Here is a 19,513-nt window from a genome sequence, read left to right as displayed (position 1 = left end):
GGATCACCGGCCTGGTCGGTACTGGGGTTTGCCTCCAGCGCGGGCGCCGGTGTCCAGCACGGGGCGGTCGACGCCGTCACGGCCGTGCACGCGAGTGCCTCCGTCGCCGCGAAGCCCACCGTCGTGCTGGTACACGGCGCCTGGGCCGACGCCTCGGGCTGGACCCCGGTCGCCGAGGAACTGGAGAAGCGGGGCTACACCGTCAAGGCCCCGCCGAACCCGCTGTGCGGCCTGGACTCCGACGCGCGGCCGGTTACGAACCTCATCGAGCAGGCCTCTGCCGCAACCGTCCACTGAGCGCTCCCGACCGGGTTCCCCGCGGAGCACCACTCGCGGTAGATCCGGCCCGGGCCGCCCGCCTTACCAGGCCGGACGGCCAGCCACTGGCGGATGCCGCAGGCGCCGAATCATTCCAAACTGTGCCCGACGCGAAAGCAAGTGCTTTTGTCGGTGGGCGTGATGGCAATCCTTCCGCGTGCGGACTGACGAGCTGTCTCCCGACCGGAGAAAGGCTGGAGAGAAGCCTGCAGGGGCTTGCGTTCGTGTTCGGCCCGCGCCGTTGCCCGAAAGTGCTGGGCCGGGGTGGTTGACCGGATGGGCCGCGTGAGTGATCAACGTGTACAACTCACTCAGTAATATGGAGCAACCCTCAATGAGACGCATCATCCGCATCGGCGGAATAGTTGCCGCAGTGGCCGGATCCACGGCCTTGTCGTTTCTCGCACTGAGCCCCAGCGCGGGTGCGCAGCCGGCGCCGGCCGCTGCGAAGCCCACCGTCGTGCTGGTGCACGGTGCATGGGCGGACGCGTCGGGGTGGACCCCGGTCGTCGAGCGGCTGCAGAAGGACGGCTACACCGTGGACGCCCCGCCGAACCCGCTACGGGGCCTGGACTCCGACGCGCAGTACATCAACAGCGTGCTGGCGCAGATCAAGGGCCCGATCATCCTGGTCGGACACTCCTACGGAGGGGCCGTCATCACCAATGCGGTGAAGGAGAACCCCAACGTGAAGGCGCTGGTGTACATCGCCGCGTTCGCGCCGGAAGCCGGCGACTCGCTGGCGACGCTCAACAGCAAGCAGGTCGCGCACCCCATCCCGCCGGTACCGGCCCTGCCGACCACGTTCCCGAAATCCGACGGCAGCTCCGGGACGGAGCTGACCATCGACCCGGCCCAGTACAGCAACGTGTTCCTCGACGACGAACTGCCGGCCCGTCAGGCGCAGGCGTTCGCCGCCGAGCAGCGACCGCTGAGCCTGGACTCCGTGACCGAGACCTCCGGCACCCCGGCGTGGAAGACGGTCCCGTCCTGGTACATGGTCGCCAAGCAGGACCACGCGATCGCACCGGACCTGGAGCAATTCATGGCCGCGCGGGCCCACGCCCACACGGTCGAGGTCAACGGCCCGCACCTGATCATGTTCACGGATCCCGGCCCGACGACCCGGCTGATCGAACAGGCCGCCAAGGCCACCGTTCACTGAGCCCGGATCCGGGTCTTCAGCCCGCTTCCACGGGCGGAGGGCCCGGCCCGGACCGGCTCGGCCGCCTGTGTGTGGCAGAGCAGTCGTGATTCACCTCCATGAGTTCGCAAGAAAGGGAGCACAGCGTTGTCTGGAGTGTCTGTATCGAACCAGCCCACGGTGGTGTTGGTGCACGGCGCGTTTGCCGACGCGTCCGGTTATGCGGGCGTCGTGCGGGAGCTGACCGCGTCGGGTGTCCGTGTCGTGGCACCGGCGAATCCGCTGCGTGGGCTCGCCGGTGACGCGGAAACGGTGCGTGCGGTGGTGGGCGCGGTCGACGGGCCCGTCGTCCTGGTGGGCCACTCCTACGGTGGCGCGGTCATCGGGCAGGCGTCGGCCGGCCTGGACAACGTCGTCGCACTGGTCTATCTCGCCGCCTTCAGCCTGGACGTCGGCGAGAGCTGCGCCTCCGTCCAGGCCCCGTTCCCGCCGTCCCTGCTGGCCGGCACGGTACGGCCGACGTCGTACGAGGCTCCCGGTGCGGTGGGCGGCCCCGACCTGTTCATCGCCGCCGACCGCTTCCGCGAGACGTTCTGCGCCGACGTCTCCGTCGACGTGGCGCAGACCATGTGCGCGACCCAGCGGCCCCTCGCGGCAGCCGCCTTCACTGAGAACGCCACCGGGGCCGGCTGGAAGACAATCCCCTCCTGGTACCAGCTCGCGCGGCACGACAACGCCATCACCCCCGAGACACAGCGGTTCATGGCCGAGCGAATGGTTTCGACGGTGGAAGAGATCGACGGGTCCCACACGGCGTTCGTCGCCCAGCCGGTGCGGGCCGCGCAGTTCATCCAGCAGGCCCTGGACAAGGTCAGGTGAGGGAATCCACGACCGGCTCCACGCGGCCCATGGCCGGGCCGCGTGGAGCCGACAGCCCTGCGAGCGGTGAACCTTTACCTCGGGATGGGGCAGGCGCCAGGGCACGGCGCTACAGTCGCGAAGTGAACTCCCTTATGGATCTGCCGAGATTGTGGCGCACAGCGGAGCTGACGGGCCGCCATGCCGAGCGCTCGGCACTCGACGAGCTGATCAGGGCGGTTCATGGCGGGGAGAGCCGGGTACTGGTGGCGTATGGTCCGCCAGGCGTGGGCAAGACGGCGCTGCTGGAGCATCTGACCGGCCGGTCGGAGGGCTGCCGGGTGGCCCGGGCGACAGGCGTGGAATCGGAGATGGAGCTGCCGTTCGCCGGGCTGCACCAGCTGTGCGCACCGATGCTGAACCTGCTCGACGGACTGCCGGCACCGCAGCGCGACGCGCTGCGGATCACCTTCGGACTCAGCGCCGGGTCGGCTCCCGACCGGTTCCTCGTCGCCCTGGCGGTGCTGAGCCTGCTCTCCCAGGCCGCCGAGCAGCAGCCGCTGATCTGCGTGGTGGACGACTACCAGTGGCTCGACCGCGCCTCGGCGCGCGTGCTGGCGTTCGTCGCCCGCCGCCTCGGGACGGAATCGGTGGCCATGGTCCTCGCGACTCGGACACTGTCGGCCGACCTGGTGGGGCTGCCTGAGCTTGCGGTCCGCGAGCTGCCCGACGCCGATGCCCGCACACTGCTGGAACGGACTCTGTCTCGGCCCATCGACGCACATGTCCGCGACCAGATCGTCGCCGAGGCACACGGAATTCCGCTGGCCCTGCTGGAGTTGGCGCGCGGACTCACGTCGCAGAAGCTGGCCGGCGGATTCGGCCTGGCCGGTGCCCTGCCGCGCTGGCGCTGCATCGAGGAGAACTTCCACCAGCAGATCACGGTACTGCCGGCGGACAGCCGACTGCTGCTGCTGGTCGCGGCCGCCGACCCGTCAGGAGACATGGCACTGGTGCGGCGGGCAGCCGGAGAGCTCGGCATACCTGCGGGCGCCGCAGCGTGCGCGAGCGACGCGGGACTGGTCGACTTCGGGCTTCGCACGCGCTTCCGGCACCCTCTGATCCGGTCCACGGTCTACCAGACGGCACCGGCCGAACAGCGACGGAGGGTACACCGCGCTCTGGCGGAGTCCACCGACGCGCTGCTCGATCCGGACCGGCACGCATGGCACCAGGCGCAGGCCACGGAGGAGCCGGACGAGGACGTCGCCGCCGAACTCGAAGCCTCCGCAGGCCGCGCGCAGGCGCGTGGCGGGCTGTCGGCCGCGGCAGCGTTCCTGCGGCGGGCGGCCGAACTGACGATGGACGGGCCGCACCGGGCCGACCGGCTGCTCGCCGCCGCGCACGCCGAGGTGCAGGCCGGATACTTCGATATGGCGGCCGACCTGCTGGCGACCTTCGGTACCGGGCAGCTCAGCGACCACCAGCGGGCCAGGGCGGACCTGATTCGGGCTCAGCTTGCCTTCGCCGCCAGCCGCGGCAGCGACGCCCCGTCCCTGCTGCTGGCGGCTGCCCAGCGGCTGCGGCATGTCGATCCTCTCCTGTCCCGGGCCACCTACCTCGACGCACTGGCCGCTGCGGGCTTCGCCGGCCGCAACGCGCCTCCCGGAGGGAGCATGGTGGACGTCGCCCGCGCGGCCACCCACGCGCCGCCACCGCAGCACGAGCCGAGCGCGTCCGACCTGCTCCTCGACGGAACGGCGGCGGCCTATGCCACCGGATATGCAGCGGGGCTGCCGACACTCCGCAAGGCGCTCGCATCGTTCGACGCCGGCATGCCCGCCGACGAGGAACTGCGCCTGCTATGGATGGCGACCACCACGGCCATGCGGTTGTGGGAGGACAACTGCTGGGACGCGCTGTCCGCCCGGCACCTGCAGCTGGCCCGGCAGAGTGGCGCCCTCAGCGAGCTCCCCCTCGCTCTCACCTCGCGCATCTTCATGCTGCTGTTCAACGGCGACCTGGCCCAGGCAAGCCGGCTCAACGACGAGGCCCGGGCAGTCATCTCGGCGACCGGCAGCGGCATGGTGGCCTACAGCGAACTGGGCGTGGCCGCCTTCCGCGGCGATGAGGCCGAATTCGCGAAGCTGCTCAGGACGGCCAGAGCTGACGCGGCGCGGCGCGGGGAGGGCAACGGGATCACCTTCGGGGAGTGGGCCCACGCCCTGCTGCACAACAGCCTCGGCAACTACCACGAGGCGCTGGCCGCCGCCCAGGACGCCACCGCCTACCATCAGGATCCCGGCACCCTGATCTGGCCGGCCGTCGAACTGGTGGAGGCCGCCGTACGCAGCGGGACGCGGGAAACGGCCACCGAGGTCCATCAGAAGCTTGTCGCGATGACCCAGGCCAGCGGCACCCCGGCGGCGCTGGGGATCGGCGCGCGCTCCCAGGCGATGCTCAGCGACGGCAAGGAGGCGGAGCAGCTCTACCGCGCCGCGATCAGTCACCTGGGAGGGACCCGGCTGCGCATCGAACTCGCACGCGCCCACCTGGTGTTCGGCGAATGGCTGCGCCGCGAACGCCGGCCCGGCGAGGCACGCATCCATCTGTGCACCGCGCACGAGATGTTCGCGGCCATGGGCGCCCAGGCCTTCGCCCGGCGCGCCGAGGGTGAACTGAAGGCTGCCGGCGGGGTGTCCGGTTCCCACCCCGTTCCCACCGCGCACTCCGATCTGACCGCTCAGGAGGCCCAGATCGCCCAGCTCGCTCGCGACGGCCTCTCCAATCCCGAGATCGCCACCCGGCTCTTTCTCAGTCCCCGCACCGTCCAGTACCACCTCCGCAAGGTGTTCGCCAAGCTCGGGATTACGTCCCGGAGCCAACTCGACCGAGCCCTGTCCGCCGGCAAGTGAGCTGTGACCGCGCTGGGGAGAACAATCGATGCATGACGACGAGGCGTTAGAAGGACTCAGGGCCGGCCTGCAGCCGAGCAAGCGGGCCGCGCTCCTCAAGGCCGGGCTCAGGGCATTCCTGGCAGACGGCTACAGCGGCAGCTCGGTGAACAGGATCGCCGCCGACGCCGGGGTGTCGATCGCCACGCTGTACCGACATTTTCGCAGTAAGACTGATCTGTTCATTGCCGTGATCCGCGACCTGATCGCCAGGAACGGCGACTTCAGTGACCGGCCCTGGGTCGGCAAACCCCCGCAGGAATCCCTGACCGAGCTCGGCGCGGTCTATCTGCGCCATATCCACAGCCCGGAACACAGAGCACTCTTCCGCATCATAGTGCGGGACTCCTACCGGGTGAAGGGGCTGTACGGCCTGTACAAGGCGAAGATCGGGGCGGCCCGTGAAGGGTTCTTCACCGAATGCGTCGACGAGTGGCCCGACGAACTCCGCACCAAATTACCGGATGTTTCCTGGGGGGCCCGGGTCATGGTCGGATTCCTCCATGTCGACCTTTTCGAGGACCTCATCTTCAGTGCCGCGGCTCCCACCCCCGCGGCCCTGCGGGCTTGTGCCGCTCTCGCGGCCAGCAACTTCGTGACATTGGTGGAACAGGGGAATTTCCTCACTCAGAGTCACGTAGGCCAGCACTCGGCTGCGGAGTGATGAACACCGGCTGAGCCACCAGTCGGTGATGGCGCCGCCGTGCCGTCTCAGCGTTGCCATTGACCCCAAGTTGCACCCGTACCAAGATCAACGCTGCGCTGGGGATGCTCGTCGGCGTCGGGAAGCGACCAGAGACCTTCGCGGCGGCCTCGATGTCGAGGAGGGGCGCCCTGGCCCTGGGCGGATTCGTGCTCATCATGGAGTGTCAGTGGAGCCCGCACGAGCTCGGGCATGGCACCGCCTGGCGGACCTGCTCCTATTCGGGCTCACCAGCCATTGACGCGGTGGCTGTCGCGATCCGACGCTGACTCCACCTGGGATAGGCAGAGCAATCCGTAGGGGACCCGGATTGACCGTCCTGTTCCGTCGACGTGGCCGAATGGGCGTCCGATGACGCCCGAAACCGCTGGGAGCAGCGGCTGTTGGGCTACAGGGAGCCCGCGATCGCGATGGGCCTCGCGTGCAGCTGGAAGCGCAGCCCGGGCACGGGCGCGAGCCGTCGGGGAAGACCATCGGGTTCGAACGGGACGATTTCGACCGGGCTTGGTGGCGATGAGGTCGAAGCGCCCTGCCCACCGGGTAGTCCCCGCTGGCTCCCCACGGACCCCGCACGGCGGGCGGATACCGGACAGCCGCCGGCCGACGCCGCCCAACTCAACGGGTGGAGTCAGTGAACTGTATGGGTTTCACCTGGGCAGAAGGAGGTCCGTCGACACCGACGCGGTCATGGCCGACCTGCCATACCTGGCGAGCGCCGCCAGAAAGGCCGCCGAGGCGCTGGAGTATGCAGGCGGCCTTTACCGCCACTTCTTCGGCGCCGTCCCGTCCGGTCAGTCCGCGCGATCCCGGCGCCTGGGGCCCCTGGCCCCTCCCTCATGAAGGGAGTCAGCCAGTACACCGACCTCCTCCATCAACGCGAGGACCGGGGTGCGGACGGCGGCCGCGGGCGACACGACGCAGGCGGCGCGGAAGCTGCACGGTCCGGTCGGCGACGGCGCCGAGTCCGCACAAAAGCTGGTGGTAGGTCAGGATTGGCCCATCGGTGACGAGGTTCGCGACAGTGTGGGGTGAGAGCACCCGCCAGATGGCGGCCCTCGCGGACCAACTGAACCCTTCGATTCAGAAACTACTCAACGCCGTCGGTGGCCGGGTCGACGATCGGTTCGAGGCGTTCGCCCGGCAGATGACCGAGATGCCTGTCTTCGGCGGACACGAGCGGATCTACCTACCGTGGATTGATGGTCACCCTCCGTGAGAACTGATCGTGAATTCGGTGCAGCGTGTGCCTGCTCCTGCCTTGTGTGTCATTTGGACTTGAAGGTCCAAATAAAGAGTGTCACACTTTTGGACGTGAGAGTCCAGAATGGCTCGGCGGCGAACCTTGCCGCCGACCGCAACCGAAAGCGAAGGTCGCCATGTCCGGCAGCAAGACCGCGTGGGACGTGCACCGCCTTCCCCGCGATCCAGCGCGCACCTACCTGGTAACCGGCGGAAACGCGGGGATCGGATACTTCGTCAGCGAGCAGCTCGCTGCGACCGGAGCACATGTCATCATCGCTTCCCGTAACGTCGACACAGCGCGCCTTGCCATCGAAGCGATCCAGCGCCGGGTGCCGCAGGCCCGCGTCGACAATGTGCTACTCGACCTGTCGAAACTGGAATCGGTGGCGGGTATCGTGGGCCGTCTCGGCGCACTGACCACCATCGACGCAGTGGTGCTCAACGCCGGAGTGCTGGCGCAGGAGCAGTACTCGATCACCGAAGACGGCAACGAACTCGTCTTCGCCACCAACCACCTCGGCAATTTCGCCCTGGTCGAACGGATCCTGCCGCTCCTGGCGGCCGGTATGGGAAGCCGCGTCGTCACGATGGGGAGTGTGGCCGCCCGCTTCACGAAGCTCGACATGGCGGATCTGCAGTCATCGCACAAGCCCTACCGGGCCATGCGGACCTATGCCCGTAGCAAGCTGGCCCAGATGCTGTTCGCGCTCGAGTTGGACCGGCGACTTAGAGTGGCGGGCTCGCCCATCCGCAGCGTGATCGCCCATCCGGGCGGAGCGCTCGACGGCCTGACGCCCTCGCGCCCGCCGCTGCGAACCCGCGACCGTATGGATCTCCTGAAGGCCCTGCCGAAACTCCCTCTCGCGCAAAGCAAGGAGAGCGCGGCGTGGCCTGCCGTGCGCGCCACGCTCGACCCCCGCATCGAGGGCGGCGAACTGTGGGGTCCCCGCGTGCTGCGGAGCTTCGGGCGGCCCGTGCGGGAGAAGGTGCCGGCCGCGTGGCGTGATCGCCATGCCGTCGCCGAACTGTGGGAGCAGTCACGGCGCTTGACCGGAGCGGCCTGGAAAGGACTGGACCCGGCCGTGAGCTAGGAGGCTTGACTATGTCGGGGATCTTGGGGATCCCCGGCGGGGCGGCGTGATCAACGGGCATGCTGGGCTCAGTTCAAGGACCGATGCAGTTGTCGGGGTGCCCGTTGTCGCTCCACGCCCGTTCTGGTGAGCAAGTTTTTTTCCTGACCGTGCAGATGGCGCGATTGAGCAACCCGGGTGGCACGACGGCGATGTGGGTGAGAGACCGCCTGGGCGGACTGTGGCGTGATGAGGCCGTCGCCGACTGGTACCCGCGCGATGGTCGCCCTGGGCTCGCTCGCCCAGCTGGCCACCGCCTGCGTGTTGCAGTTCCTGCTCGGTATGTCGGACCGGCAGGCGGCCGGTTCGCTGCCGCATCTATTTCAAGTACGCGCTGGCCATGGAACTGGACGGTCCCGGCTTTCATCACAGCGTGCTGGCCGACTTCCGGGGGCGTCTCACCGAGGGCGGCCGAGCCGACCGTCTCCTCGATCTCGCGCTCGCGCGCCTGCAGGAGGCCGGTCTCGTCCGCAAGCGCACCACTCAGTGCACGAATTCCACCCACGTCCTGGCCGCGGTCCGCGACCTGACTCGGCTGGATCTGGTCACTGAGGCCGTCCGTGCCGCGCTGGAAGAGCTGGCCGGCACCGCTCCGCATCTGCGGCCGTCCTGGTCGACGAGGAGTGGGGGCGCCGCTACGGCCGACCGGTCTGTCCGGGAAGAACCCCACTCGAACCAAGACGGAGATCCTTGCCACAGGCGGCGACGCTCTCCGGCTGCTGGAGCACCTCAGGGAGCATGGGGCGGGTTGCCTGGCCGGTCCCCGGGTCCCAGGCCCTGCGGCAGATCATGGTGCAGAACTACTACCGCGACGGGGCCGGCCGCTTGCGCTGGCGCACTGCCGAGGACGGCGGGCTGCCGCCCTCGGCCGTCGCAGCCGTCTCGCCCTACGACCCGACAGCCCGCTACGCACGCCGCGGACATGCCACCCGTTGGAACGGGTTCGTCGCACATCTCACCGAGATCTGTGATCCTGACGGGCGTCAACGTGATCACAGATGTGGCCACCGCCGACGTCACCGGCTGCGACGCGAAGGCCCTGCCCGGCATCCACACCCGGCTGAAGCGCCGCGGGTTGATGCCCGCCGAGCATCTGGTCGACGGCTACTACACCTCCCTGGTCCATCTGGAACAGGCAGCCCGCGAACACCAGGTCACGGTCACCAGTCCACGGCCGGTCAACTCCACCGGCCAGCACCGCAAGAACGACGGCTTCGGCTGCGAGGACTCCCACATCGACTTCGACCGCCAGCAGGTCACCTGCCCGCAGGGGGAGACCAGCGCGGGATGGCACGACCCCTATCCGACCTCCTCACCCATCGCGGCACCTCTGGTCGTGGCACGGTTCACCAAGAGCCAGTGTCGTCCATGCCCGGTCCGCACCCGCTGCACGACCACCTCCGACAGCGCCCGAACCGTGGGCTTTCTCCCGCGAGAACTCCGTGACCTGCAACTTCGAGTCCGCGTCGAGCAACAGACACTCGAATGGCAGGCCCGCTATGCCGTCCGCTCCGGAGTGGACGGCAGCATCAACGAGCTCGTCCGCGGACACGGCATGCGCCGCTGCCGCTACCGAGGACAGCAGAGAGCCCACCTACAGCACGTGTTCACAGCCATCGCCGCAAACATCGAGCGCCTCAGCCGACGGCCGCCGACCGGAGAAGTAACTTCGTTCCGGCCGCCGACCGCGTTCCAAAACTTCCTGGACCAGCACGGGATCCCCCGGCCGAGATCCTGGCGGTCCGCGAGAGACTGAGCAGACGACACCAAGATCCCCGACAGAGTCAAGCTCTAGAGTGTGCCCTACGTGACCACTCCAGTCTCGGGCGCTGGCTCAAGCAGCACCCCTCCACCGGCTGGCTGTCCATCGACCGTGTCAAGATCGCCGCCGAGGCCAAGCTCGAGGGCTCGCTACCTCCGACCCCGACCTGTCCGCCGAGGGTGTCGCGCTCGGCTGCAAGAACCTGCTGGAAGCCGAACGTTCCTTTCGGACGGTGAAATCCACGCTCCACCTGCGGCCGGTCTACCACTGCCTCGACGATCGAATACGCGCCCACGTGCTGCTGTGACCGCTCGACCTGCTGCTGATCCGCGTCGGCGAACGCCGTAGCAGTACCACCTGGCTCACCATCAGGAACGAGCTCGGCAGGATCCACCGGGTCAACCTCGCCGGCCCGGCCGGACACCTACAGCAGACCATCCGCATCACCGACACCCACGGTCATCAAGTCCGTGCAGGAACGGACAGACATCGGCCTCGTCATGGTCGACACCATGTACAGCGACGAGAGCGTCGACCAGGCCCTCGATCGGGCGTGGGAGATCCTCGCCGCCGTGCAGAGGGGCTGAAGGCCGAGCTGACACACGAATGGAGCCCCCCTCGTCCCGCCGGGGAGGGCGCTTCGTCAACGGACTTGAACGTCCGGTCGCGGCGGTACGCTGCTCAGTGGGCCGGCACGGGGATCTCGAGCTTGAAGATCTTGCCGCTGGAGCCACTGGGCAGCGTGTCCACGATCCAGACCGACCGCGGGTACTTGTACGGGACAACCCTCTGTTTGACGAACTCGCGCAGTTCCTCCCGCTTCGCCTGCCCACCGGGGCGCAGCACGATCGCCGTACCTACATCCTCAGAGCCGTTCGTGCTGGATGCCGACGACAGCCGCGAGCCCGACGGCGGGGTGCTCGTGCGGGGCCTCCTCGACCTACCGCGGGTAGACGTTGTAGCCGCCGCGGATGACGAGGTCCTTCTTGCGGTCAGCGATGCAGAGGTAGCCGTCCTCGTCCTACCGGCCCAGGTCATCGAGCAGCCGCACCTCGACGTCACGGATGGGCGTGCCGACGGATCCGGGCTTGCGCGGGCGGTCCGGGTGGTTGAAGGACACGACCGGGCTGGTCTCGGACATGCCATAGCCCTCAAGCACCATGCAACCGAAGAGCCGTTCGAAGCCGTGCAGGACCTCGACGGGCAGCGATGCGCCGCCGGAGACGCACACCCGTAGGGACGACACATCTGGCTGTGTGGGGTGTTGCAGGAGGGTCGCGTACATGGTGGGGCCGCCCTCGCAGATCGTGGCGCGAACCCGGGCGATCGCTTCCGTCACGGTCTGCGGGTCGAAGCGCGGGATCAGGGCCAACGCGACACCGGAGCGGATCGCGCCGTTCATGGTGCAGGTCGGGCCGAAGATGTGGAACAGCGGCAGGCAGCCCACCATGACGTCGTCGGGGGTCAGTTGCTGCACGTGGACGGCGTTGACCTCGGTGTTGTGGCGCAGCCCGGCGTGAGTGAACGCCGCGCCCTTTAGGTGGCCCACGGTACCCGGCGTGTAAAGCAGTACCGCGACGCGCCGCCCTTAGCCGGCGACACGTACGCCAGCGGCTCGTGGTGCGCCAACTCTTCAGCGCACGCTGCCGGTTCGACCTCGATACAGGGGGCCGCCGCGGCGGCCGCGCCCACAACGCCTTCGTCCGGGGCCTGGAACCACTCGAACAGCGCCGCCGCACCGGAGTCGTTCAGGTGGTATTGGACTGTACAGACCCCCGGTACTCAAGGGGCGGGAGAGAGATGCGGCGGCGGGGACACCTGATCGGACTTGATGGCCCGGAGTCGTCGCAGGACGTCGGAGACGGACCGCGTCTGCAGGTCGAGGAGAACGAAGTTGTGGCGGAGCTCTGTGATGCGGGCCTGAAGGGTGACGGCTTCCGCGGCCAGAGACTGCGCGGCGGCTGCGACGGTGGGCGGGGCGGCCGAGCTCGCTGGCGACCAGGGAGCCGCAGTCGGAGCCCGCCACGGCGTACCTCTCGTAGCCCAGCGTCTCGGTCATGCGCCTATGCAGGATGTCGGCGGTCTTCCAGCAGTTCGGGGCACCCCTGCCGACGGGTGTGGACCAGGCGAAGCCGGGCAGGTTCGGCACGACGACGTTGAAGGAGTCGGCCGCGTCGCCGCCTTGGGCGAGGGGTCGGTCAGCGGGGCGATGATCGGGAGGCTGAACTCGCCGGGCCACAGCCAGCCGTGCAGGACCATGACCGGGATCGTGTCCGGGCCCTTGCCGTGCTCGTAGACGAAGTGCACCGGTGCGTCATCGACCTCGACCGCGTAGACGTGTGGAACGCGGCTGCTTCCGCAGAAGCAGGCCCCCTTCCGCGGAAGCAGGCCCCGGTGATGCGGTGGCCCGACGGGGCTGTGCCGCGACGCGGACGGCGTACGGTACGGGTGCGCGAGCTAGCCTGAGGACGGCGTACGCCCCGAACTTCGCCGGGTGCCCCACGTGCAGGATGCGCAGATGCGGTCCGTCATTGCCGGCAGGCAGAGAGATGCTGTGCTCTTACCCGTGTCGAGCACGGTGCTGTGCGAGGCATGGCGGTCTACTACGCCCTGTGGGGCCGACGGACTGATGATCGCTGGGCGCCCCCGGCCCTAGAGGCGGGGCCGGGGGGCTCTGCGCAGGTGTCAGCGCACCTTGCGGAAGGTTTCGCGGACGTCCTCGATGACGGCCTCAGGGTTCTCGTAGTGGACGAAGTGCCCCCCCTTGAGGTGGGCGTTGACGTTGACCGGGTTGAACAGGCCGCGGGTGGGGCCGTGTTCGAAGGCGGCGATGCGGTCCTCGACGGTAGTGATGCCGGGCGGGTAGACGTCGCCGAGGAGGAAGGTGAAGCCGGCCGGCGGCTCGACCATCGGCTGGCGGTCGTGCACCGGCGTCCAGGGGTGGCGGATGGCGTTGCGATACATGCGGATGGAGGTGCCGATGGACTGGGTCACCCAGAAGATGGTGGCCTGGGTGAGGATGAAGTCGCGGGAGAAGACAGCGTCGAAGTCGCCGTTCTTGTCGCTCCACTTCTTCCAGCGCTGTAGCAGCCAGGCGAGCATGCCGATCGGGGAGTCGTTCAGGCCGTGGCTCAGGGTCGAGGCGTCCAGCATGTGCACGGCCACGTGGGAGACGTAGGTGGAGTGCAGTTTCATGATGCTCTCGCGCAGTTCCGGGCTGGCGTCGGCGGGGATGGGTTCACCACCGGTGAGGTCCCAGTACCGGTCTTGCTGGAACATGCCCGGCGGGAGGTCGTGGCCGTAGTGCAGGGCGATGATGCTGGCGGCGTACTTGTGGCCCAGGGCGCTGTTGACCAGGGCGCCGTAGTCGCTGCCGAGCGAGCCGTACTTCTCGTAGCCGAGCACCTTGGTCATGAGGGTGTGGAGGATGTCGGCGATCTTCCAGTAGTTCAGGTCGCCGCGGGTCACGGGGGTGGACCATGCGAAGCCGGGCAGGGTCGGCACGATGATGTCGAAGGCGTCGGCCGGGTCACCGCCGTGCGCGGCGGGGTCCGCGAGCGGGTCGATGAGGGGATAGTTGAACTCGCCCGGCCACGGCCAGCCGTGCAGGACCAACAGCGGGGTCGGGTTGGGGCCCTTGCCCGCCTTGCGGATGAAGTGGACGGGAGTGCCGTCGATCTCGACCTTGAACTGTTCGTGAGCGTTGAGGCGCTTCTCAGCAGCGCGCCAGTCGAAGCCGTCGGCCCAGAACTCGACCAGGGGCTTGAGGTAGGCGGTGCTCACACCGTAGTACTCCTCCTCGTTGGCCAGGTCGTCGAAGAAGCGCGTGTTGGTCAGGCGCTTCTTGAGGTCGTCCAGGACGTCCTGCCGCACGTCGATGGTGAAGCGTTCCGGCGCGGGAACCGCGTTGGTGTCAGTCATGAGTTCAGTGCTTTCTTGACTAGATCGGTGAATGGACGTTGTGGGTCGGACCCGCGAGACCCGCCGCTCCAGGAGGCGCGCAGGCGGTTCTACTTCGGCTCGGCGAATTAAGGGGTGTGAGTGCCCGCGCGGGCACCCTGATGTCAGTTGGTGAAGTCCAGGCGCAAGCGGGTCTGTTCGAGTTCGGCGATGTGCCAGGCGCCGTCGGTCTTGACGAAGCTGGCGAGATAGTGGCCGTAGCCGTGCATGCCCTTGAACGGGAAGTCCGAGTTGACCTCGGCGTCCTCCGGGCGGGTGATGATGTCCTCCATCGACCAGGTGCCGCGGGCGCTGGTTGTCGACTGGATGTCGATCTCGTCGGAGAAGAGATGGTGGATGAGGACGTCGTTGGGGCCGTTGCTGCCGCCGATGGTGGCGGCGATCTCCTCGCGGCCGTTCATCCGCAGCCACACCGAACCGTCGGGCTTGTGCGGCGTGAAGGTGCCGTCCGGGGTGAACAGGCCGGCCAGGTCCTTCCAACGCTTGTGGTCGGCGTAGCGGACGTACCGCGCCATCAAACGGCGCAGGTCCTCGATCGCGCTCAGGCGCTCGACGTCGTTCATGGTTTTCTCCTTGCGGGTCGGGTTCTACGCCACAGGGCCGCTCGGGGTGGTTCGGGCAGCGGAGCCGTCTGGACTGTTGGGTCCATCAGCTGCGTGTATCAGCATGAGCGTCAAAGATTGGACCCGCAAGTCCAGAACTCGATCTGCAGACTGCCGGGTCCAGTCGCTCATAGTGAGCGCCATGCTGACGAAGAAGGGTGCGGCGACCGGAGCGCGCATCATTGAGGGCGCCGCGCAGCCCCGACATCACCAGTAGGCAGGCACACGCGGTCGTCTGATTCGCGGATTGACCTGCGAGAACGGCATGCGGAGCCACCGGAGGCGTGTGTCCACGGTTCCGGCGGCTGCCTTCCCGGTTCAGGGGCTATGAAGGCGTCAGAGCTATGAAGGCGTCTGTAGGCCACTCATCTTTGGCGGGAGCGGCACGCCGCAGTCCTTGAACAGTCGGAGGCCACCTCGTCCGAGGTCGCCCCAGAGTCCATGTTCACGCGCAACACGCAGTTTATGGCCGACGGGGCGCGGCCCGCCGCCCGCGCCAGTTCGTCGATCAGCGCCCGCTGCTGGACCAGTCCGTCGATGTTCGGCCAACTCGGCACCATGCACACCGGGAGCCAACCGTCGGCGCGCTCGGCAACCCTCCGCAGCGCACGCTCCGAGAACGCACCCAGGTAGATCGGCGGGCGGGGCCGGCGAACCGGCTTGAGCGGCACATGGTGCAGCGGAATCGACAGATGATCGCCCTGGTACGTGGCGGGATCCGTGGTCCAGATCGCCTCCAGCGCGTCGAGAAGTTCGTTCATCCGAGCTCCGCGCCTGGTGAAGTCGACCCCGGCGGCCTCGAACTCCTCGGGCGACCAGCCGATTCCGAAACCCGGCAGGAGACGACCGCCGCTGATCCGATCGATCGTCGTCAGCGACCGGGCCAGCTGAACCGGAGGATAGAGCGGAGCGACCAGCACGTGACTGCCCAGCAGCACATGCTCGGTGGCACTGGCGGCCACCCCCAGCAGGACAAAGGGGTCAGCGGCGGGGTTCAACTCGGCAGGGATGGTGTCGCCCCGACCGCCGTATCCGGCCCGGGGATACACGGCCGCGAGATTCCGGTCTCCCACCCACAGGCTGGCAGCCCCCGCCCGCTCGACCTCCCGGGCGAACTCCGCACTCCGCTCGATCTCGAATGCCTGCTTGTGGAACTGCGGCAACGCGAATCCAACCTTCACGAAAAACATCCTTTGTTCAGTACTCGCCGTTGCCAAAAGCGATTGCTGCCATGGCGATGGAATGCGCGGTGCGTCAACCCGCCACGACTGCTTCCACAATCGTCATGGGGGAATTGGTCGGTGTACTGGACACCAGCTTCAGGCCGGCGGCCGCGAAGAGCTCGCCGAACTCGTCGGTGGTGCGCTCCCGGCCGCCGACCATCACCATCATGTGGACGTCCTGCAACGGGCCGATGGCGGGGCCCCGAGCTGGTCGACCGTCAGCTCCAACACCAGCACCTGGCCGCCCGACCGCAGGGCCTCGCGGAACGTGGTGAGAATGCGCCGGGCCGATTCGTCGTTCCACTCGCGGAGGATGTAGCGCAGCAGCAACAGGTCGCCCTCAGGGGCGCTTTCAAAGAAGTCTTCTGCCTCGGCGCTCAGCCGGTCCTGCAGCCGTAGCTCGTCAATACGGGCGCGGGCCCCCTCGACCTGCGACGGCAGGTCGCACACCACCCCGGACGACTCGGAGTTCACGGCCGTCAGGGCGCGCAGCAGAGAGCCTTTCCCGCCGCCCACATCCACCGCACGAGCCACCCCCGGTCGTGTCGATCAGTCGCGCAGCCTCGTCGCCCACGGCGGCCGTCATGCCGGCCATCGCCAGCGCGAAATCCGCGGCCTCGGCGGGCTTTTCCGCGTAGTAGCCCCACACGTCGCTGCCCAGCGTCGGCACCGCCTGCGGCTCGCCACTGATGACCGAGTCGGGCAGCCGTTCCCTGACCAGCCAGTGCCCCGGAGCGCTCAGCGCCAGCACGAGGCCGCGCATGGAGCCGGGCAGGTCCGCCCGCAGCGTGGCCAGCAGCCCAGTACCGGCGAACCCGCCGTCCTCCCGCGCGGAGACCAGGCCGAACGACGCGCACATCCGCAGTAGGCGGAACACCGCATCAGGATCGGCCGACTCTGCCTTGGCGATCTCATCGGCCGTCCTCGGCCCTTCCGCCAGATGCTCCGGCAGGGACAAGGCGGCTGCTGTACAGGCCAGTTGACTCGCGCGGTACGCCGTCACCATGTCCCACATGGCGCCGTAGTCGCCTGGCTGGGGGGTGAGTTCGGACATAGATCCCTCCACTTGCGCTCATGTGCCAGGGGCCTCTGAATTCGCCGACTGGCGTTTCCCTGACAGGGCTCGGTCGGTCCGTGCCGGCGGACACCCCGGACTGCGCCCCAGGCGCCGGCACGGCAGCTCGGGCTACAACAGGGCCGTGACCTGGGTGGGCGCGCCAAACAGGGAACGGGCGTACACCTCTCGGCTCAGACCGTGAGAGATCAACTGATGCCGGGAGGCAACTTCGACATTGCGCCAGATCTGCTGCAGAGGCTGCTCGACTGCGAAACCGCTCGATCCGCAGGCGTCCAGCAGCGAACTCACCGCATCGCGTACCTTTTTGGCGGCGGTACCCAGGTCCATCCGCATGCGTGCTCGCTCTGACGGCTGCGGGACGGTGCCTGCCACCACACTGCGTGCGACATCGTCGACCGCTCGCGCGGTGTGCAGCTTCGCCGTCTCAAGGGAGGTGGCCGCGTCGCTCACGGCCAGTTGAATGGTCGGTGAGTCTTCCGCGCGGGTGTATGTCGTCCCGTTCATCGGCTTGCCGGCCTTCAACCGCGCCAGCGTGCCGTCGAGCGCCGTCTCCGCCATTCCGATCAGAGGCCCCAGCATCGTCACGGACGTAAAAGGGATGGCAGCCGCAGAATAGATGCTGCCGGTTGGGAACTGAGCGGAGTACTCGCCGTTCAGGAGCTTGCTCAACGACAAGATGTGGTGATCGGGGACAACGGCAGAGTCGATGACGAGCGTGTGACTGCCGGTGCCCTGCATGCCGGCCATCCGCCAGGTTCGCTCAATTGTCCCGACGGCCACAGGAACCAGCGCCATTCCCCGGTCCGTGACGGTGCCGTCCGCATCCACCACCGGCACACCGACCAGAGCCCACTGAGCCTGGTCGACGCCGGTCAGCGGCTGCCAGCGGCCACTGACCTGCAGTCCATCCGAGACCCGAACGGCTCTCTGCGCCATGCCGAAGCCGCCGCAGACGACAGCACGTGGATCATCTCCCCAGATTTCCTGCCGAACGCTGTCGCCCAGCAACGCCGCCAGAAAGGAACCACCGGACAGCAGCATCGCCGTCCAGGCGCTCGACCCGCACCCGTGGGCCAAGTGACGGAACGCCTCGGAAGCCGTCGTGATGTCCACTTCAGGGCCGCCGAATTCGGCGGGTGCGAAGAGGGACAGGAATCCGGCTTCCCGCAGTACTGCTGCGCTGCGATCGGAGAGCCTGCCGGCCGCTTCTGTCTGAACGGACTGCGTGGTCAGCAGTTGGACGAGATCCTTCGCGCTCTGGACCAGTTCGCTGCCCGAAGGGAGTCCTTGCGTCTGTTCGGGGGCTGGTCTGGGTATGGTGCTCATTGCTCATCGAACCTATCTCAGTAGTTATGTGCACTACCGGACCGTGCAGGATTGCAGCCGACGGTCAACCGAAACGGGGGTGGTTTCCAGGGATTTGGGATACCTTGGCCCGTTCTCCATTCGCACGCTGAGTGATGACCTAAATTCCGACTATTTCCTGTCCCTGATCGACGCCGCCGATCGAGGGCGTCAGCGACATCGCGTTATGAGAGTCAGGGTGCAGCGCCCGGCACGGGGAAAGTTACATCAGCGACGGCGCCAGTCTCGGTCGGACGACACTGGCCGGCGAGGTCGCGGGCGTCGGCATCGGCCCGGCGCCGCGCCCCGATCCATCGGCGCAGCGGCGCCCGGCGGGAGGTCCACGGTGCCTGAACCGGGCGGGACCACCTACTCGTCGACGGTTGCTCACCATGGTCGCTGACCTGCGGTAACGCCGTCAGTGAGCTTTGGTGCGAAACGGAAATCGCGATGCAGGTGCCAGGTGGCGCTCGTCCACCCGGGAACGGCCCCACCCGCATCGGTCTCGGACGGGTACGTGTGTGTGGGCGGTCGAAGCGTCGTGGCCAGTCCGGGGCGGGACAGGCGCATGGCTGATTGCGCGGGGCCTTGAGGCAAGCCGCCAGCGGATCCGTCCCGCGCGTGGGCGCGGTCCAGAGGGAGACGGTCGGCTGTTCGCTGACGGTCAACGTAGAGCGTGTCCTTCTCGCTGGTGCCGGGCTGCGGCCTGGTCACTCCGACCCGCACGAGGGCGTTCGCGTAGTTCCGGAAGGTGGCGAGGGCGAGTGGGTGGCGAGGGGACGGGCCGACTTCACCTTGCCGTTCTGTCGACCGAGGATCAGCTTCGCGGCGAGCTGGCCGGAGAGGAAGGCGACGTCCATGCCCTTCAGACTTTGGGCGGCGATGCCGTGCAGCCGAGGTGGTGGATGTCCATGCGGATGCCGTGCCTGAGGAGCATGCGCTGAACTTCGGGATCCGTGAAGAAGACCGACGTAGATGCCATTGTTGCTTCGATGGCGACGACCTGCTGCCGCGGTTGGGGCGCGTCGACGGGCAGCACAAGCGAGAGAGGGCCGGCGAGGGTGAGCGGGATCGCGAGCAGCACCGGGCGTCGTAATCGGCGCCGATTTCCTGGGCTGATGGTGAGACGGGGCTCCTCGGTGGCGACGACTCTGGCCTCGGAAGCCTGCTCTCCTACCTCTCCGGGGCAGAATAA

19 protein-coding genes and 1 pseudogene are annotated in these 19,513 nt (G+C 68.0%); 9 read left to right on the top strand and 11 right to left on the bottom strand.

Annotation, left to right across the window (positions count from 1 at the left end):
* Positions 1-84: 84 nt before the first annotated feature.
* The 9 genes and pseudogenes from ACWD5D_RS18850 to ACWD5D_RS18810 form a co-directional block, all read left to right on the top strand.
* The gene (locus tag ACWD5D_RS18850) at positions 85-297 is read left to right on the top strand and encodes a hypothetical protein (protein WP_451373829.1); all 213 of its coding nucleotides are present in this window, start codon (positions 85-87) and stop codon (positions 295-297) included.
* A gap of 355 nt (positions 298-652) precedes the next feature.
* Positions 653-1,483, top strand: a complete 831-nt coding sequence (locus tag ACWD5D_RS18845; RefSeq protein WP_451373828.1) for an alpha/beta fold hydrolase — start codon at positions 653-655, stop codon at positions 1,481-1,483.
* A 168-nt stretch (positions 1,484-1,651) separates the two neighbouring features.
* Positions 1,652-2,341: an alpha/beta hydrolase gene (locus ACWD5D_RS18840; protein WP_451373827.1), complete on the top strand. Its 690-nt coding sequence runs from the start codon at positions 1,652-1,654 to the stop codon at positions 2,339-2,341.
* Between the two features lie 122 nt (positions 2,342-2,463).
* Entirely contained in the window at positions 2,464-5,235 is a 2,772-nt protein-coding gene (locus tag ACWD5D_RS18835) for an AAA family ATPase (protein WP_451373826.1), read from the top strand.
* A gap of 28 nt (positions 5,236-5,263) precedes the next feature.
* On the top strand, positions 5,264-5,938 hold the full coding sequence (locus tag ACWD5D_RS18830; RefSeq protein ID WP_451373825.1) for a TetR/AcrR family transcriptional regulator: 675 nt from the start codon (positions 5,264-5,266) through the stop codon (positions 5,936-5,938).
* Positions 5,939-6,980: 1,042 nt separating this feature from the next.
* Positions 6,981-7,193 carry a hypothetical protein gene (locus tag ACWD5D_RS18825; RefSeq protein WP_451373824.1) on the top strand — a complete coding sequence of 71 codons (213 nt, stop codon included), beginning with the start codon at positions 6,981-6,983 and terminating at the stop codon, positions 7,191-7,193.
* 160 nt (positions 7,194-7,353) lie between these two features.
* Positions 7,354-8,310: an SDR family NAD(P)-dependent oxidoreductase gene (locus ACWD5D_RS18820; protein WP_451373823.1), complete on the top strand. Its 957-nt coding sequence runs from the start codon at positions 7,354-7,356 to the stop codon at positions 8,308-8,310.
* A gap of 1,027 nt (positions 8,311-9,337) precedes the next feature.
* Positions 9,338-10,105, top strand: coding sequence for a transposase (locus ACWD5D_RS18815; RefSeq protein ID WP_451373964.1), 768 nt, complete (start codon positions 9,338-9,340; stop codon positions 10,103-10,105).
* A 38-nt stretch (positions 10,106-10,143) separates the two neighbouring features.
* A pseudogene (locus ACWD5D_RS18810) lies at positions 10,144-10,568 on the top strand (IS1634 family transposase); the annotation flags it as partial.
* A 224-nt stretch (positions 10,569-10,792) separates the two neighbouring features.
* Here ACWD5D_RS18810 and ACWD5D_RS18805 read toward each other — a convergent pair.
* From ACWD5D_RS18805 to ACWD5D_RS18755, 11 genes are all read right to left on the bottom strand, one after another.
* On the bottom strand, positions 10,793-10,957 hold the full coding sequence (locus ACWD5D_RS18805; RefSeq protein ID WP_451373822.1) for an AMP-binding enzyme: 165 nt from the start codon (positions 10,955-10,957) through the stop codon (positions 10,793-10,795).
* Between the two features lie 175 nt (positions 10,958-11,132).
* On the bottom strand, positions 11,133-11,660 hold the full coding sequence (locus ACWD5D_RS18800) for an AMP-binding protein (protein ID WP_451373821.1): 528 nt from the start codon (positions 11,658-11,660) through the stop codon (positions 11,133-11,135).
* Positions 11,661-12,166: 506 nt separating this feature from the next.
* A complete protein-coding gene (locus ACWD5D_RS18795) occupies positions 12,167-12,418 on the bottom strand; it encodes a hypothetical protein (protein WP_451373820.1) in 252 nt (83 codons plus the stop codon).
* Positions 12,419-12,796: 378 nt separating this feature from the next.
* On the bottom strand, positions 12,797-14,032 hold the full coding sequence (locus ACWD5D_RS18790) for an epoxide hydrolase family protein (RefSeq protein WP_451373819.1): 1,236 nt from the start codon (positions 14,030-14,032) through the stop codon (positions 12,797-12,799).
* 143 nt (positions 14,033-14,175) lie between these two features.
* Positions 14,176-14,634, bottom strand: coding sequence for a nuclear transport factor 2 family protein (locus ACWD5D_RS18785; RefSeq protein ID WP_451373818.1), 459 nt, complete (start codon positions 14,632-14,634; stop codon positions 14,176-14,178).
* 404 nt (positions 14,635-15,038) lie between these two features.
* Positions 15,039-15,863 carry a TIGR03619 family F420-dependent LLM class oxidoreductase gene (locus ACWD5D_RS18780; RefSeq protein ID WP_451373817.1) on the bottom strand — a complete coding sequence of 275 codons (825 nt, stop codon included), beginning with the start codon at positions 15,861-15,863 and terminating at the stop codon, positions 15,039-15,041.
* 64 nt (positions 15,864-15,927) lie between these two features.
* Positions 15,928-16,065 carry a hypothetical protein gene (locus tag ACWD5D_RS18775; protein WP_451373816.1) on the bottom strand — a complete coding sequence of 46 codons (138 nt, stop codon included), beginning with the start codon at positions 16,063-16,065 and terminating at the stop codon, positions 15,928-15,930.
* The gene (locus ACWD5D_RS18770; protein ID WP_451373815.1) at positions 16,062-16,370 is read right to left on the bottom strand and encodes a methyltransferase; all 309 of its coding nucleotides are present in this window, start codon (positions 16,368-16,370) and stop codon (positions 16,062-16,064) included. The genes ACWD5D_RS18775 and ACWD5D_RS18770 overlap by 4 nt, the downstream gene beginning before the upstream one ends.
* Positions 16,300-16,950, bottom strand: a complete 651-nt coding sequence (locus ACWD5D_RS18765; RefSeq protein WP_451373814.1) for a methyltransferase family protein — start codon at positions 16,948-16,950, stop codon at positions 16,300-16,302. The genes ACWD5D_RS18770 and ACWD5D_RS18765 overlap by 71 nt, the downstream gene beginning before the upstream one ends.
* A 132-nt stretch (positions 16,951-17,082) precedes the next feature.
* On the bottom strand, positions 17,083-18,300 hold the full coding sequence (locus ACWD5D_RS18760; protein ID WP_451373813.1) for a hypothetical protein: 1,218 nt from the start codon (positions 18,298-18,300) through the stop codon (positions 17,083-17,085).
* An 883-nt stretch (positions 18,301-19,183) separates the two neighbouring features.
* Positions 19,184-19,402: a hypothetical protein gene (locus ACWD5D_RS18755; RefSeq protein ID WP_451373812.1), complete on the bottom strand. Its 219-nt coding sequence runs from the start codon at positions 19,400-19,402 to the stop codon at positions 19,184-19,186.
* Between the last annotated feature and the right edge of the window lie 111 nt (positions 19,403-19,513).

The organism is Streptomyces sp. NPDC002520 (assembly GCF_053595235.1).
Note: the sequence above shows the minus strand (reverse complement) of the source record. Positions and strands in the feature narration are given on the sequence as shown.